13 protein-coding genes are annotated in these 14,867 nt (G+C 62.3%); 3 read left to right on the top strand and 10 right to left on the bottom strand.

The window, feature by feature from the left end; translation table 11 throughout:
* Window positions 1-3: 3 nt before the first annotated feature.
* Together CAF78_RS00515 and CAF78_RS00510 are read right to left on the bottom strand one after the other, a co-directional pair.
* Window positions 4-2,028 carry a mechanosensitive ion channel family protein gene (locus tag CAF78_RS00515; RefSeq protein ID WP_085677835.1) on the bottom strand — a complete coding sequence of 675 codons (2,025 nt, stop codon included), beginning with the start codon at window positions 2,026-2,028 and terminating at the stop codon, window positions 4-6.
* Between the two features lie 168 nt (window positions 2,029-2,196).
* On the bottom strand, window positions 2,197-3,198 hold the full coding sequence (locus CAF78_RS00510; RefSeq protein WP_085677836.1) for a sulfate ABC transporter substrate-binding protein: 1,002 nt from the start codon (window positions 3,196-3,198) through the stop codon (window positions 2,197-2,199).
* A 188-nt stretch (window positions 3,199-3,386) separates the two neighbouring features.
* Between CAF78_RS00510 and CAF78_RS28930 the strand changes: the two genes are divergently transcribed.
* Complete coding sequence (locus CAF78_RS28930) at window positions 3,387-4,100, top strand: RHS repeat-associated core domain-containing protein (protein WP_085677837.1); 714 nt, start codon at window positions 3,387-3,389, stop codon at window positions 4,098-4,100.
* Here CAF78_RS28930 and CAF78_RS00500 read toward each other — a convergent pair.
* Window positions 4,062-4,886: an ion transporter gene (locus tag CAF78_RS00500; RefSeq protein ID WP_085677838.1), complete on the bottom strand. Its 825-nt coding sequence runs from the start codon at window positions 4,884-4,886 to the stop codon at window positions 4,062-4,064. The two genes, CAF78_RS28930 and CAF78_RS00500, sit on opposite strands and share 39 nt — an antisense overlap.
* Before the next feature lie 144 nt (window positions 4,887-5,030).
* On the opposite strand from CAF78_RS00500, the gene CAF78_RS28925 reads away from it, so the two are divergent.
* Window positions 5,031-5,735, top strand: a complete 705-nt coding sequence (locus tag CAF78_RS28925; protein WP_085677839.1) for an RHS repeat-associated core domain-containing protein — start codon at window positions 5,031-5,033, stop codon at window positions 5,733-5,735.
* 67 nt (window positions 5,736-5,802) lie between these two features.
* On the opposite strand, the gene CAF78_RS00490 is transcribed toward CAF78_RS28925, so the two are convergent.
* The 6 genes from CAF78_RS00490 to gcl form a co-directional block, all read right to left on the bottom strand.
* On the bottom strand, window positions 5,803-6,678 hold the full coding sequence (locus CAF78_RS00490) for an urea transporter (protein ID WP_085677882.1): 876 nt from the start codon (window positions 6,676-6,678) through the stop codon (window positions 5,803-5,805).
* 187 nt (window positions 6,679-6,865) lie between these two features.
* The gene (pyk, locus tag CAF78_RS00485) at window positions 6,866-8,281 is read right to left on the bottom strand and encodes a pyruvate kinase (protein WP_085677840.1); all 1,416 of its coding nucleotides are present in this window, start codon (window positions 8,279-8,281) and stop codon (window positions 6,866-6,868) included.
* Window positions 8,278-9,552, bottom strand: coding sequence for a glycerate kinase (locus CAF78_RS00480; protein ID WP_085677841.1), 1,275 nt, complete (start codon window positions 9,550-9,552; stop codon window positions 8,278-8,280). The genes pyk and CAF78_RS00480 overlap by 4 nt, the downstream gene beginning before the upstream one ends.
* Window positions 9,553-9,760: 208 nt before the next feature.
* Window positions 9,761-10,654, bottom strand: a complete 894-nt coding sequence (locus tag CAF78_RS00475; RefSeq protein WP_008091658.1) for a 2-hydroxy-3-oxopropionate reductase — start codon at window positions 10,652-10,654, stop codon at window positions 9,761-9,763.
* A gap of 152 nt (window positions 10,655-10,806) precedes the next feature.
* Window positions 10,807-11,589 carry a hydroxypyruvate isomerase gene (gene hyi / locus CAF78_RS00470; protein ID WP_085625472.1) on the bottom strand — a complete coding sequence of 261 codons (783 nt, stop codon included), beginning with the start codon at window positions 11,587-11,589 and terminating at the stop codon, window positions 10,807-10,809.
* Window positions 11,590-11,657: 68 nt separating this feature from the next.
* Window positions 11,658-13,433, bottom strand: coding sequence for a glyoxylate carboligase (gene gcl / locus CAF78_RS00465; protein ID WP_085601235.1), 1,776 nt, complete (start codon window positions 13,431-13,433; stop codon window positions 11,658-11,660).
* Between the two features lie 257 nt (window positions 13,434-13,690).
* Here gcl and CAF78_RS00460 point away from each other — a divergent pair, with 257 nt between their 5' ends.
* Window positions 13,691-14,131 (top strand): heme-binding protein, encoded by a 441-nt coding sequence (locus CAF78_RS00460; protein WP_008091653.1) that lies wholly within the window; start codon window positions 13,691-13,693, stop codon window positions 14,129-14,131.
* Between the two features lie 111 nt (window positions 14,132-14,242).
* On the opposite strand, the gene CAF78_RS00455 is transcribed toward CAF78_RS00460, so the two are convergent.
* Window positions 14,243-14,854, bottom strand: coding sequence for a TetR/AcrR family transcriptional regulator (locus CAF78_RS00455; RefSeq protein ID WP_085677842.1), 612 nt, complete (start codon window positions 14,852-14,854; stop codon window positions 14,243-14,245).
* Window positions 14,855-14,867: the final 13 nt, after the last annotated feature.

Genomic DNA, 14,867 nt, shown 5'->3' with positions numbered 1-14,867 from the left:
ACATCAGGCTGAAATCCCGCGCAGTGGCATGGGATAAACCTGGGCAAAGCTCACATTCTCGGTCTGGTCCACGCGTTTCTTCAGCCGCTCGTTGAACGCCCGGCTCACCGCGTACTGCCCGCCGGAGATAGTGCGGAACTGCGCCGTCAGCACAAATCCGTTCAAGTCCATCCGGTCGACCCCGAACACCTGCAGCGGGCCCTGCAGGTTGATGCGCAGCAGCGGGTCTTGGCTGATCGAATGCCCCACCTCATGGATCAGCCCCAGCGACTCGTCGACGTCACTGTCATAGGTGAACTGCACGGAAAAGAACGCATAGGCGAACTGCCGCGACTGGTTGGTGACCGCCTTGATCTGGCCGAACGGCACCGAGTGCACGAAGCCCTTGCCATCGCGCAGGCGCAGGGTGCGGATGGTCAGGCTTTCGACAGTGCCGGCATGGCCGGAGTCGAGCACCACCCAGTCGCCGATCGAGATGGTGTCCTCGATCAGGATGAACAGCCCGGTGATCACGTCCTGCACCAGTTGCTGCGAGCCGAAGCCGATGGCCAGGCCAATCACCCCGGCACCGGCCAGCAGCGGCGCGACATTGATGCCCAGGTTGGCCATGGTGGTGATGGTGCAGATGACGATCAGGATGACTTTCACCGCATTGCGCAACATCGGCAGGATGGTCCGCACCCGGGTGCTCGGCTGGCGCGAGGCACGGCGCCCGACGGCGGGCTTGAGCGCCTCCTGGATGGCGGTATCGAGCACCACCCAGAGCAGCCAGGTGACCAGCAGGATCAGGCCGATGCTCGACAGCGAATTGCTGATCGCCTGGCCCAGGCTGTTGCTCAGGGCGAAGTCGATCACCGAGAAGCCCCAGATGCGCCCCAGCAGTTCGATGAAGGCCACCGCCATGGCAATGCGCAGCAGCGCATGGGCCAGGCTGCGCAGCAGTTCCTTGTAGGGGCGCACGCGCTGCGCCGCATCGGCTTCGTGGGGTGCCAGCACATGTTGCAGCAGGGTGCTGAGGAACACCGTGGCCACCAGCAGTACCGTGGTCAGCAGGGCTTTCTGCAGGGCCTTCTGGCTTTCTTCGCCAGCGCCGAGCAAATGGATTGCCGAGACCAGGATCATCAGCAGGATGGGCAGGTACCACACTGTCGAGAAGATGCGCAGAGTCTCCTGCACGGCACGGTGCTGCACGCGGTCCTTGTAGTCACGGTTGCGAATCAGGTGGGCGACCGGGCGGCGCAGGCGGATGACCAGGCTGGCAAAGATGAAGGTGGCGGTCAGGCCAGTGATCACGGCGACACTGGCGGTGATGTTGCCGCCCAGCTGCCGGGCGATCTGCGGGCTGGTCAGGGCATCGCTCCAGGCGGCGAGAAAACCGATCAGGAACAGCGGCCGCGGCGCCAGGCGCTTGATCGCCGCCACCGCCGCGCGCTTGTGGCCGGCATCGAACAGGGTGATCAGGCAGAGGATGATCGAGGTCGAGAACAGGCCGCTGCTGGTCGCGTAGGCCAGGCTCAGGCCCAAGGCGCGGGCGATCGACGGGTCGAGGAAGCGGCTGACGTACAGCGTCAGTGGCAGGCTGGCGAGGGCCGGCAGTGTGTATGGCAGCAGGTAGCCGAGCAGGCTGCTGGCGCGCATGCGTGCGCTTAACCATGGGGTGCTGGCCAGGCGTTTGGCGAGCCAGCGGCCGAAGCGTGTGAGCAGGGCGAAGCTGGCGGCCCAGGTCAGCGTCAGCAGGATGAAGTTGCTGGCCAGTTGCAGCGAATCGTTGGCCGAGTGGCGGTCGACCAGGCGTTCCACTTCCTGGGCGGCGCGGTCGGTGCGCAGGCGCCAGGCATCGACCAGGTGTGCGTCGAGGTCGAGTTGCTGGGCGGCGCTGTCCAGGCCGTCGGCCAGGGCGCCGAGCAGGCCGCCTTGCAGTACCGGTTCCGGTTCGGCAGGTTGTGCTTCGGCGGGGGCTGGGTCTGCCGCCAGCAGGTGGGTGCTCAGCAGGCAGCCGAGCAGCAGGGTGGAGAGGTAGCGCAGCACTGGAGTACTCCTTGGGCCGGGGTGAGCGGGGCAGGGTTACTCAAGGAACTGATTGTGATCGCGGTGGGAAAGTTCGAACCAGTGCGTCGTCAGTACTGGCCCTTCGCGGCTGAAGCCGCTCCTGTAGGAGCGGATTTATCCGCGAGAGGCCGGTCCTGCTTACATCAATTACTGCTGGTTGGTATAGATCTGGTCGAACACACCACCATCGTTGAAGTGGGTCTTCTGCACAGTACGCCAGTCACCAAAGGTCTTCTCCACCGACAGGAAGTCGACTTTCGGGAAGCGGTCGGTGTACTTGGCCAGCACCGTCGCATCACGCGGACGCAGGTAGTTCTGCGCAGCGATTTCCTGTGCCGCTGGCGACCACAGGTACTTCAGGTATTCCTCGGCCACGGCCTGGGTGCCTTTCTTGTTCACCACCTTATCGACCACGCTCACCGGCGGCTCAGCCTCGGCCGACACGCTCGGGTAGACCACTTCGAACTGGTCGCGGCCGAACTCGCGGGCGATCATCTCGGCTTCGTTCTCGAAGGTCACCAGCACGTCGCCGATCTGGTTGGTCATGAAAGTGGTGGTGGCGGCGCGGCCGCCTGTATCGAGCACCGGCGCCTGCTTGAACAGCTTGCCGACGAATTCGCGGGCCTTGGTTTCATCGCCACCCTGCTTGAGCACATAGCCCCAGGCCGACAGGTAGGTGTAGCGGCCGTTACCCGAAGTCTTGGGGTTGGGCACGATCACCTGCACGCCGTCCTTGAGCAGGTCGGGCCAGTCTTTCAGCGCCTTGGGGTTGCCCTTGCGCACGATGAACACGGTGGCCGAGGTGAACGGCGCGCTGTTGTTCGGCAGGCGGGTCACCCAGTTGTCCGGTACCAGCTTGCCGTTGTCGGCCAGGGCATTGATGTCGGTGGCCATGTTCATGGTGATGACATCGGCCGGCAGGCCATCGATCACCGCACGCGCCTGCTTGCTCGAGCCGCCGAAGGACATCTGCACATTGACCTTCTCGTTGTGCTCGGCTTCCCAGTGCTTCTGGAAGGCCGGGTTGTAGTCCTTGTAGAAGTCGCGCATCACGTCGTAGGAAACGTTCAGCAGGGTCGGGGCAGCCTGGGCGAGGTTGCCGAGGGCCAGGCCGGCGGCGAGCAGCGAGGCGGTGAAGAGCTTTTTCACGTTGCGTCCTTGTTATCGAAGGGAGTGGGCAGAATGCTTGCGACTATAGCGTTTGGTACTTTTGCATTTAAAGATCAAATGGCTCTTTGCTTATGCGCATAGCGCTATGACGCCTGGCAGTTCTGCCAGTTGATTAGCTGCCGTAACCGTAGTGAAGTGAAGGAAGACCTTCAAGAGGGAGTGGGGCGATGGTGGAACGTAGGACGATATCTTCAGCCTTGCTGATGGCTCAAGCCAACAGCGAGAAACGGATACGTGCCTACTGCGCATATGGCTACAGGGCGCCGGAGAAAGGCGTTTTGACGGGCTTCAACGGCGAGTGCTGGGAGTCCGTCAGTCACGGTTACTTGCTCGGTAACGGTTACAGATTGTACAGCCCGATCCTTCGTAGATTTCTCTCTGTGGATTCTTACAGTCCTTTTGGAGAGGGCGGATTGAATACCTATACCTACTGTGCCGGAGATCCAGTCAATCGTATTGACCCCTCCGGACATAAATTCTCTGTGACAGGGGGGCTCAAAGCTGTCGGGCTTATTAAACGTACGGGGCGGACGTTACGCTCAGAGGTCAGTGTGCTCAGCTATGGTGAGCAAAAAAGTCAACCGGAAATCAAGTCTTATCGAGTGCTCAATGTGGATCCTGAAGGCCTGAGAAATCAGATTGCTGACGTTGATAAAGCGCTCCGCTCAGAGCAAATTCAGTCAGTCTTTCTTGAGTACGTGGCTGCAGAAACCATGGGTGAGTTGGGGGACCTGATGATGCAGCACCTTGGCCCAGATGCAAGGGACATCTTCATAGATACGCAGCAGCGGATCCTTGATCAAAGCCTTGCGAGAATTCGCCTAGGTCAGCCGCCTCGTCAGTCAGTTTCTTTTATTGAAGAGCGCACTGCCACATCTTGAACAGAAAGCCGCCCCTTGCTCGTGGGTTTTCTTACTGCAACTGGGGCAAGCGTGCTGCAGCTGTTCTCCTCGCATGGCGTTGGCCAATTCGGCAGTGAAAATGCCGGTCGGCACTGCAATGATCGAATAACCGGTAATCATCACCAGCGACGATAGCACCTGTCCCAGCGGCGTCTTCGGCACGATGTCGCCGAAGCCCACAGTGGTCAGCGTGACGATCGCCCAGTAGATCCCTTTGGGGATACTGGTAAACCCATGCTCCGGCCCTTCGATCACGTACATCAAGGTGCCGAACACGGTGACCAGGGTCGAGACGGTGACCAGGAACACGATGATCTTCTGCTTGCTGCCGCGCAGCGCCTCCATCAGGTAATGGGCCTGCTTGAGGTAGGGGCTGAGCTTGAGTACGCGGAAGATCCGCAACATCCGGATCACCCGGATGATCAGCAGGTATTGGGCATCGCTGTAGTACAGGGCGATGATGCCGGGCACGATCGCCAGCAGGTCGACCAGGCCGTAGAAGCTGAAGGCATAGCGCAGCGGCTTGGGCGAGCAGTACAGACGGGTCAGGTATTCGGCCAGGAAGATCGCGGTGAAGCCCCACTCGATGGCAGCCAGCAGGCCGGCGTAGCCCTGGTGTACATCGTCGATGCTGTCGAGGATCACCGTGACCAGGCTGGCCAGGATGATCAGCAGGAGAATCTTGTCGAAGCGCCGGCCGGCTATGGTGTCGGTCTGGAAGACCATGATGTAGAGGCGCTCGCGCAGATTGGATGGGACAGGCATCGAGAGTAATTTTCTAAGTGCTAAGGGGGGTCAGACTAGAGGGAGGGTAGGTACGGCACAAGGGAAAAATGACCTGGCAAAAGTGACAGTTTTCTTCTGGCCGTAATTGATCGATGATCATGCAGTCATTGTCGAGGAGGCTATATGAAAAACAAGGGCAGGTGTGCCCATGCCTATACGCCTTGTGGGTATGTTGCGGCCAGTAATAATGAAAGCGCTATAAGGTTCACTGGTCAATGGTTCGAGCCTTTGGCAGGTGGGTACATGCTTGGCAATGGATATCGCCTGTACAGCCCTTCGCTAATGCGCTTCCTAAGCCAGGATTTTCTTAGTCCGTTCGACAGTGGGGGGCTGAATGCATACGCATACTGCAATGGTGATCCTGTGAACAAAGTCGATCCATCAGGGCATTCGGGACGACTGATTGGCCGAATGCGCCGAAACACATCCAGTCCGGCACCCCCACCTTTGATCAGTGCCCGTATCGAGAGCGGTCGGCGAGCACCTGAGAATATTTACTCAGCGACGCCCAGCATTACTGTAGAGGTTCTCATGAGTAGACATAAAATCGACAGGCCCGCTGCCAGTTTGGTTCTTGAAGGCGTCCCGCTCGAAATCGTCCAGCGTTCGATCTCCAATAAGATCCCCTTGAGTACTAACTTCATCGAGCATGCAAAATTGCCTAAGGACTTTCTAATTGCAGGCGTGGATGAGCTTCTCTCCACAGGCAGCAGCATTCAGGTGGCTGGCTATGGTGATTCATTGTATTACTTCACGTTATCTGACAATGGTTTGAACATCAGAAACCAGGCACAGTGGGCTGCACGCAACCTCAACCCAGAGCGGTAAAGTGTTAGCCCGGAAGTGGCAGTGTTTCTACCCGTGCTGTTCGGGGTCAGCGTTGAGGAAAGCGCTTTTACAGGTGCAAATGGGTGGTGCCACGCTTTTGATTGATTGTGAAAATGTAGTTGCCGACGTGCATCAGCCAACAGGCGGCGACGAAGGGAGCGGTCAGGCCGGCTACCGGCAGTAACTTGAACAACGGTTGCAGCAGCATAGCCAGGGCAATCGCCAGCAAGGTCACCCAAGGCTTCTCACCCTGGCGGCTGAAGGCAAGCGCCGCCAGCGCGGCATTGAAGCCGAACAAGCCCAGCCATGCAGCTTGCGCCTGGTCGGCGAGCAGTGCCACGCCACCGCCAATGGCCGAGCCAAGCACGGCCCACATCGCCGCATAGGGGTTGGCAATGAACATCCCGACGATGATCAGCAACCCGGCCAGCGGCTGGTCGAGCAGGAAGATCTGCCCCACGCCACGCGCCAGGGCATACGCCGGTTCTGCCTCGACGAAGCCGCTCGGCGCGGGGCTGGCGAACAGCAAGGCAACCCAGCCGAGCAGCACGAACGGTGCGGTATAGGCAACCAGCAGCTTGCCGCCGCGCTTGCGCCATTGGTGGGTGATGATGCTCGACAGGCCGCCGGCCGCGATGATCAGCGGTGGCATGATCGCCGACCAGGGCAGCACGGCGCTGATCAGGATGCCGATCAGCACGCCGTTGTAGCAGTACAGCCCGGCCTGGCGGTCTGCGCGGTCGTAGCCGCGGCGCTGGGCGGTGAGCAGGCCGGCGAGGGCGCCGAGCAGGGCACCGCCGACCAGGTTCGGGGCGGTCAGCAGGATGGCCAGCAGGCAGCACAGGCCGCACAGGGGGTTGCGCAGCAGCAGCACCTGGCTGAAGCCGTTGAGCAGCGCCGTGGCCCAGTCGGGGCACGGGTTGACGAAATTTTTGGTGTACATCGGGGCAGTCAGCAAGGTTGATGGAAGAGCGGTGGGCCTCTTTGGGCCTCGGTTTTCCGCCGTTACGGGGCGCGGCACCATCTCTGTGGGAGCGGGCTTGCCCGCGAAGAGGTCAGCAGATACAACGGCGTTGACTGAGCTGACGCATTCGCGGGCAAGCCCGCTCCCACAAGAGAGATGGAGATCCTTAGACCAGGGTCTCGATCCGCAAGGTATTAGTCGAGCCCGGCTTGCCGAAAGGCACACCGGCGGTGATCAGCAGCGTGTCGCCACGGCTGGCCATGCCTTGCGCCTGGGCAATCTCCAGGGCGGTGGACACCACCTCGTCGACCTGGCGCAGGCGGTCGTTGACCACCGAGTGCACACCCCAGGCCACGCTCAGGCGACGGGCGGTGGCCAGGTTCGGCGTCAGGTTGAGGATCGGCGCACGCGGCCGCTCGCGGGCGGCACGCAGGGTCGAGGCGCCCGACTCGCTGTAGTTGACCAGCACCGCCACCGGCAGGATGCCGCTGATACGGCGGATCGCGCAGCTGATGGCATCCGACACGGTGGCCTCGGCCTTCGGCCGGCCGACGTCGAGCTGGGCCTGGTAGTCCGGGCCATTCTCCACCTGGCGGATGATCTTGCTCATCATTTGCACCGCTTCCAGCGGGTAGTCACCGGAGGCGGTTTCCGCCGACAGCATCACCGCATCGGCGCCTTCGGCCACGGCGTTGGCCACATCGGTGACTTCGGCGCGGGTCGGTGCCGGCGAGAAGCGCATCGATTCGAGCATCTGCGTGGCCACCACCACCGGTTTGCCCAGCTGGCGGCAGGTGCCGATGATGCGCTTCTGGATCTGCGGCACGCTTTCGGCCGGCACTTCCACACCCAGGTCGCCACGGGCCACCATGATCGCATCGGCCAGTTCCGCGATGGCTTGCAGTTGTTCGACGGCCGATGGCTTCTCGATCTTGGCCATCAGGTAGGCGCGGTCGCCGATCAGCTGGCGCGCCTCGACGATGTCTTCCGGGCGCTGCACGAACGACAGGGCTACCCAGTCCACGCCCAGCTCCAGGCCGAAGGCCAGGTCGCGGCGGTCTTTCTCGGTGAGCGGGGAGAGGTCGAGCACCGCTTGCGGCACATTGACGCCCTTGCGGTCGGACAGCTCGCCACCGTTGAGCACTTCGGTGTCGATGGCGTCACTGTGCTTGGCGGTTACCCGCAGGCGCAGCTTGCCGTCGTCGAGCAGCAGGTCCATGCCGGGTTCCAGCGCGGCGATGATCTCCGGGTGCGGCAGGTTGACCCGGCGGTTGTCGCCCGGGGTATTGTCCAGGTCCAGGCGCAGGGCTTGGCCGCGTTGCAGCTGGACCTTGCCTTCAGCGAAGCGGCCGACGCGCAGCTTTGGCCCTTGCAGGTCCATGAGGATGCCCAGCGGGTAGTTGAGCTGCTGCTCGACCTCACGGATCCACTGGTAGCGCAGGGCGTGGTCGGCGTGTTCGCCGTGGCTGAAGTTGAGGCGGAAGATGTTCACCCCCGCTTCGACCAGTTGGCGGATGTCGTCGATGCCTTTGATCGCAGGGCCGAGGGTGGCGAGGATCTTTACTTTTTTATCAGGCGTCATGATTGGGCAGTCTCGAGGATCAGGATGGCGCGGAAGTCGTTGACGTTGGTGCGGGTCGGTTCGGTGACGATCAGCGCGTCGAGCGCGGCGAAGTAGCCATAGCCGTTGTTGTTGTCCAGTTCGTCGCTGGCCGACAGGCCCAGGGCTTGGGCGCGGGCGTAGCTGCCCGGGGTCATGAAGGCGCCGGCGTTCTCTTCCGAGCCGTCGATGCCGTCTGTGTCACCGGCCAGGGCATAAACGCCCGGCAGGCCCTTGAGGCTTTCGGTGAGGCTGAGCAGGAACTCGGCGTTGCGCCCGCCACGGCCATTGCCGCGCACGGTGACGGTGGTTTCACCGCCGGAGAGGATCACGCAGGGTGCCTTCAGCGGCTGGCCGTGCAGCACGATCTGCCGGGCGATGCCGGCGTGCACCTTGGCCACTTCGCGCGATTCACCTTCCAGGTCACCGAGGATCAGCGGGCTGAAGCCGGCCTGGCGGGCTTTGACTGCGGCGGCTTCGAGCGATTGCTGGGGCTTGGCGATCAGCTGGAAGTGGCTGCGGGCCAGGGCCGGGTCATCGGCCTTGACGGTTTCCGAGGCGGGGTTGTTGAGCCAGTCGATGACGGCTTGCGGCGCTTCGATGTTGTAGCGCTTGAGGATCGCCAGGGCATCGGCCGAGGTGCTCGGGTCGGCCACGGTCGGGCCGGAGGCGATGACCGTGGCCAGGTCGCCAGGCACGTCGGAAATGGCATAGGTGTAGACGGTGGCTGGCCAGCAGGCCTTGGCCAGGCGGCCGCCCTTGATCGCCGAGAGGTGCTTGCGCACGCAGTTCATCTCGCCGATGGTGGCGCCGGATTTGAGCAGCGCCTTGTTGATCTGTTGCTTGTCCGCCAGGGTCAGGCCTTCGGCTGGCAGTGCCAGCAGGGCGGACCCACCGCCAGACAGCAGGAAGATGACGCGGTCTTCTTCATTGAGGTTGCTGACCAGGTCCAGCACGCGCTTGGCCACGGCCAGGCCGGCGGCGTCGGGGACCGGGTGAGCGGCTTCGACCACCTCGATCTTCTGGCAGTTGGCGCCGTGACCGTAGCGGGTCACGACCAGGCCGCTGACTTCGCCCTGCCAGCTCTTTTCGACCACTTCGGCCATGGCGGCTGCGGCCTTGCCGGCGCCGATGACGATGACCCGGCCGCTACGGTCGGCGGGCAGGTAGGGTTCGAGGACTTGGCGCGGGTGGGCGGCGGCGATGGCTGTGTCGAACAGGTCGCGGAGAAGTTTTTGCGGATCGACCGACATGGCAGGCTCCCATTTATTGTTGTTCTGCAGAATCAAAAACGCCCCTGGAACTGCCTCCGTGCAGGCCGAACCAGGGGCGGGTGTTGCTCGGGTTCACCGTTGAACCTGTGGTCGCAGGTTCAGCGGGGTTGGCCTCATCGCGGATGAATCCGCTCCTACAAGGGGTAACGTGTAGGAGCGGATTTATCCGCCAAGGGCCAGTACAGGCTTACTTGTCGTCGCGGATCGAGAAGTTGGCCATGTGCTCCAGGCCTTTGATCAGCGCCGAGTGGTCCCAGTTGCCGCCGCCCAGGGCCTGGCAGGTGTTGAACACTTGCTGGGCATTGGAGGTGTTGGGCAGGTTGATGCCCAGTTCCTTGGCGCCTTGCAGGGCCAGGTTGAGGTCCTTCTGGTGCAGGTTGATGCGGAAGCCTGGGTCGAAGGTGCCTTTGATCATGCGCTCGGCGTGCACTTCGAGAATCTTCGACGAAGCGAAGCCGCCCATCAGCGCCTCACGTACCTTGGCCGGGTCGGCGCCGTTCTTGGCAGCGAACAGCAGGGCTTCGGCAACGGCCTGGATGTTCAGGGCGACGATGATCTGGTTGGCGACCTTGGCGGTCTGGCCGTCACCGTTGCCACCGACGCGGGTGATGTTCTTGCCCATGGCTTCGAACAACGGCAGGGTGCGTTCGAAGGCTTTCGGGCAGCCACCGACCATGATGCTCAGGGTCGCGGCCTTGGCGCCGACTTCACCGCCGGACACCGGGGCGTCCAGGTAGGCGGCGCCGGTGGCCTTGATCTTCTCTGCGAAGGCTTTGGTGGCGGTAGGGGAGATCGAGCTCATGTCGATCACCACCTTGTTCGGGCCCACGCCTTCGGCGACGCCGTTCTCACCGAACAGGACGCTTTCTACCTGTGGGGTGTCCGGGACCATGACGATGATGAACTCGGCTTCCTGGGCCACTTCCTTCGGGTTGGCCAGGGCCACTGCGCCAGCAGCGATCAGGTCAGCCGGGGCGGCGTCGTGGTGGGTGGAAACGAAGATGCTGTGGCCTGCTTTCTGCAGGTTCTGCGCCATGGGCTTGCCCATGATGCCAGTGCCGAGGAATCCGATTTTAGCCATGACAATGTGCCTCTTTGTATTTGTAATGTCTTAAGCAAACCTCGGCCCCTGTGGGAGCGGGCGTGCCCGCGAAACAGGCGACTCGGTGGATGGCACCGGCTATGCCGGTGTTCGCGGGCATGCCCGCTCCCACAGGGGTTGCGAGTGTTTTCTTAGATTGCGTTATGGGTTTTCAGCCAGCCCAGGCCTGCTTCGGTGGTGGTCAGCGGCTTGTACTCCGCGCCCACCCAGCCCTGGTAGCCGATGCGGTCCAGGTGCTCGAACAGGAAGCGGTAGTTGATCTCGCCGGTGCCGGGTTCGTTGCGGCCTGGGTTGTCGGCCAACTGGATGTGGTTGATCAGTTTCAGGTTGGCTTCCATGGTGCGAGCCAGGTCACCTTCCATGATCTGCATGTGGTAGATGTCGTACTGCAGGAACAGGTTGTCGCTGCCGACTTCGGCCTGGATTTCCAGGGCCTGCTTGGTGGTGTTCAGGTAGAAGCCTGGGATGTCGCGGGTGTTGATCATTTCCATGACCAGGCGGATCCCGGCGGCTTTCAGCTTGTCGGCGGCGTAGCGCAGGTTTTCCACGAAGGTCTTGCGTACGGTGGCGCAGTCCGGGCCTTGTGGGCGAATGCCGGCCAGGGCGTTGACCTGGGTGTTGCCCAGCACCTTGGCGTATTCGATGGCCTTGTCGACACCGGCGCGGAATTCCTCGACACGGTCAGGGTGGCAGGTGATGCCGCGCTCACCTTTCGACCAATCGCCCGCCGGCAGGTTGAACAGCACCTGGGTCAGGCCGTTGGCGTCCAGCTGCTGCTTGATTTCGGCAGCGCTGAAGTCATACGGGAAGAGGTATTCGACGCCGCTGAAACCAGCGTCGGCGGCAGCCTTGAAGCGGGCCAGGAAGTCCTGTTCGGTGAACAGCATGGACAGGTTGGCAGCGAAGCGAGGCATGAGTTGTCTCCTTGCGATGAAGGCCCCCGGCGCCCTCAGGTTGGGGCGGGCGCGGGGGCGTCAGGCGATCAGTCCAGCAGCGAGATGGCGGTTGGCGCGTCGTTGCCGACCAAGGCCAGGTCTTCGAACTCGTTGACCGCGTTGATCTCGGTGCCCATGGAAATGTTGGTCACACGCTCGAGGATCACTTCGACCACGACCGGCACGCGGAACTCTTCGGCCATCTTCTGTGCCTTGAGCAGGGCAGGGGCGATCTCTGCCGGCTCGAACACACGGATGGCCTTGCAGCCCAGGCCTTCGACCACGGCGACGTGGTCGACACCGTAGGTGGCAGCGTCGGTCGAGTTGATGTTCTCGAACGCCAGTTGTACACAGTAATCCATGTCGAAGCCACGCTGTGCCTGACGGATCAGGCCCAGGTAGGCGTTGTTCACCAGCACGTGCACGTAGGGCAGGTTGAACTGCGCGCCTACGGCCAGCTCTTCGATCATGAACTGGAAGTCGTAGTCACCCGACAGCGCGACGACCTTGCGTTTCGGGTCGGCCTTGACCACACCCAGCGCAGCAGGGATGGTCCAGCCCAGCGGGCCGGCCTGGCCGCAGTTGATCCAGTGGCGTGGTTTGTACACGTGCAGGAACTGCGCGCCAGCAATCTGCGACAGGCCGATGGTGCTGACGTAGCAGGTGTCCTTGCCGAATACCTGGTTCATCTCTTCGTACACGCGCTGCGGCTTGACCGGCACGTTGTCGAAGTGGGTCTTGCGCTGCAGGGTGGCCTTGCGCTCCTGGCAGTCTTGCAGCCAGGCCTTGCGGCACTTCAGCTTGCCGGCGGCTTTCCACTCGCGGGCCACTTCGAGGAACACGTCCAGTGCCTTGCCGGCGTCGGACACGATACCCAGGTCCGGGGTGAACACGCGGCCGATCTGGGTCGGCTCGATGTCCACGTGCACGAACTTGCGGCCTTCGGTGTAGACGTCGACGGAACCGGTGTGGCGGTTGGCCCAGCGGTTACCGATACCGAACACCAGGTCGGATTTGAGCAGGGTGGCGTTGCCGTAGCGGTGCGAGGTCTGCAGGCCGACCATGCCGACCATCTGCGCGTGGTCGTCCGGGATGGTGCCCCAACCCATCAGGGTCGGGATCACCGGTACGCCGGTCAGTTCGGCGAACTCGACCAGCTTGTCGCTGGCGTCGGCGTTGATGATGCCGCCACCGGCTACCAGCAGTGGGCGTTCGGCGTCATTGAGCAGGGCCAGGGCTTTTTCGGCCTGTACGCGGGTAGCGGACGGCTTGTGCACCGGCAGCGGCTCGTAGGCGTCGATGTCGAATTCGATTTCGGCCATCTGCACGTCGAACGGCAGGTCGATCAGCACAGGGCCTGGGCGGCCGGTGCGCATTTCATAGAAGGCCTTCTGGAAGGCGTAAGGTACCTGGCCTGGTTCCAGAACGGTGGTGGCCCACTTGGTGACCGGCTTGACGATGTTGGTGATGTCGACAGCCTGGAAGTCTTCCTTGTGCAGGCGGGCACGGGGTGCCTGGCCGGTGATGCACAGGATCGGGATGGAGTCGGCCGAGGCGCTGTACAGGCCGGTGACCATGTCGGTGCCGGCTGGGCCGGAGGTGCCGATGCACACGCCGATGTTGCCTGGGTTGGCACGGGTGTAGCCCTCGGCCATGTGCGAGGCGCCTTCGACGTGGCGAGCGAGGACGTGATCGATGCCACCGACTTTCTTCAGGGCCGAGTACAACGGGTTGATGGCAGCCCCCGGGATGCCGAACGCGGTATCTACACCTTCACGGCGCATGACCAGAACGGCTGCATCGATTGCTCTCATTTTGCTCATGGTTTGTGCCTCATCGATTTTGTAATTGTATACAACTTGCTTTGTGCCAGAGTGTATTCACGGCTGGCCGCTCAGGTCAACGGGTTTTCGTCGGACAAGGTCGCTTTCGTTCGAGCGCCCGTGAAAACGGCGGTTTGCGATCTCGCATACGATCGTTTCAATTTATTGTATACAAAAATAGATTCAGTTGTGTTCTATTGGCTTATCGGTTTTTCACCTGCCCTCAGGGCTTCTCACAACAAGAAGAGGACCTTTCCATGAACGCTTTGAACCTGAAAGTCGCTGTCAGCCTGGTGAACGCCGCGCTGGCGGCGGGCCGCAAGATCAACGCAGCGCCACTGACCGTGGCCGTGCTCGATGCCGGTGGGCACCTGTTGGCCTTGCAGCGCGAAGACGGCGCCAGCCTGATCCGCCCGGAAGTGGCCACCGGCAAGGCCTGGGGTGCGATCGCCCTGGGCAAGGGCTCGCGCCTGCTGGCCCTGGATGCGCAGCAGCGGCCGGCGTTTTTCGCCGCCTTGAACGGGTTGGGCGAGCGGCCGGTGGTGCCGGCGCCGGGCGGCGTGCTGATTCGTGATCAGGACGGCAAGGTGCTGGGAGCGGTGGGGATCAGCGGCGATACGTCGGATATCGACGAGCAGTGCGCGATCAGTGCGATCGAAGAGGTGGGGTTGAAGGCGGATGCGGGTGTAGCAGCTTAAATCGCTACTGACTGTTCTGGCCTATTCGCGGGCAAGCCCGCTCCCACAGGATAACCACAGGTCCGAAAGCTGTGTGAGTCCTGTGGGAGCGGGCTTGCCCGCGAATGGCCCTCAAGCCACCTCCGGCTCACAACCCTTGAGCACCATGCGGATGATGGTGTCGGCCGCAGCGTCGTAATCGCTGTCGGCCAGCTTGGCCTTGCCGGTCACTGCCGAAATCTGCCAGTCGAAGTCGGCATAGGTCTGGGTCGCAGCCCAGATGCTGAACATCAGGTGGTGGGCATCGACATGGGCGATCTGCCCGCGGTCGATCCAGCGCTGGATGCACTCGATGTTGTGCCGGGCCTGCTCGTTCAGCTGATCCACCTGGCTCGGCGACAGGTGCGGTGCGCCGTGCATGATTTCGCTGGCGAACACCTTCGAGGCATGCGGCAGGTCACGCGAGATGCGGATCTTCGAGCGGATGTAGGCACTCAACACTTCTTTCGGGTCACCGTCGGCATTGAACGGCGTCGAGGCCTGCATGATCGGCGCGATGATACTCTCCAGGACCTCGCGGTAGAGGTTGTCCTTGGATTTGAAGTAGTAATACACGTTCGGCTTGGGCAGACCGGCCTTGGCGGCGATGTCGCTGGTCTTGGTGGCGGCGAAGCCCTTGTCGGCGAATTCTTCACTGGCTGCGCGCAGGATCAGTTCCTTGTTGCGCTCGCGGATGGTGCTCATGGTTGGAACGGTC

The sequence above is a fragment of the Pseudomonas sp. R28(2017) genome, assembly GCF_002112505.1.
GTDB lineage: Bacteria > Pseudomonadota > Gammaproteobacteria > Pseudomonadales > Pseudomonadaceae > Aquipseudomonas.
Note: the sequence above shows the minus strand (reverse complement) of the source record. Positions and strands in the feature narration are given on the sequence as shown.

Excerpts from the sequence above, each read along its gene's own strand:
- CAF78_RS28930 (WP_085677837.1), top strand. The coding sequence starts at position 3,387 with ATGGTGGAACGTAGGACGATATCTTCAGCCTTGCTGATGGCTCAAGCC.
- CAF78_RS00500 (WP_085677838.1), bottom strand. The coding sequence starts at position 4,886 with ATGCCTGTCCCATCCAATCTGCGCGAGCGCCTCTACATCATGGTCTTC.
- CAF78_RS28925 (WP_085677839.1), top strand. The coding sequence starts at position 5,031 with ATGAAAAACAAGGGCAGGTGTGCCCATGCCTATACGCCTTGTGGGTAT.
- CAF78_RS00490 (WP_085677882.1), bottom strand. The coding sequence starts at position 6,678 with ATGTACACCAAAAATTTCGTCAACCCGTGCCCCGACTGGGCCACGGCG.
- pyk (WP_085677840.1), bottom strand. The coding sequence starts at position 8,281 with ATGACGCCTGATAAAAAAGTAAAGATCCTCGCCACCCTCGGCCCTGCG.
- CAF78_RS00480 (WP_085677841.1), bottom strand. The coding sequence starts at position 9,552 with ATGTCGGTCGATCCGCAAAAACTTCTCCGCGACCTGTTCGACACAGCC.
- CAF78_RS00475 (WP_008091658.1), bottom strand. The coding sequence starts at position 10,654 with ATGGCTAAAATCGGATTCCTCGGCACTGGCATCATGGGCAAGCCCATG.
- hyi (WP_085625472.1), bottom strand. The coding sequence starts at position 11,589 with ATGCCTCGCTTCGCTGCCAACCTGTCCATGCTGTTCACCGAACAGGAC.
- gcl (WP_085601235.1), bottom strand. The coding sequence starts at position 13,433 with ATGAGCAAAATGAGAGCAATCGATGCAGCCGTTCTGGTCATGCGCCGT.
- CAF78_RS00460 (WP_008091653.1), top strand. The coding sequence starts at position 13,691 with ATGAACGCTTTGAACCTGAAAGTCGCTGTCAGCCTGGTGAACGCCGCG.
- CAF78_RS00455 (WP_085677842.1), bottom strand. The coding sequence starts at position 14,854 with ATGAGCACCATCCGCGAGCGCAACAAGGAACTGATCCTGCGCGCAGCC.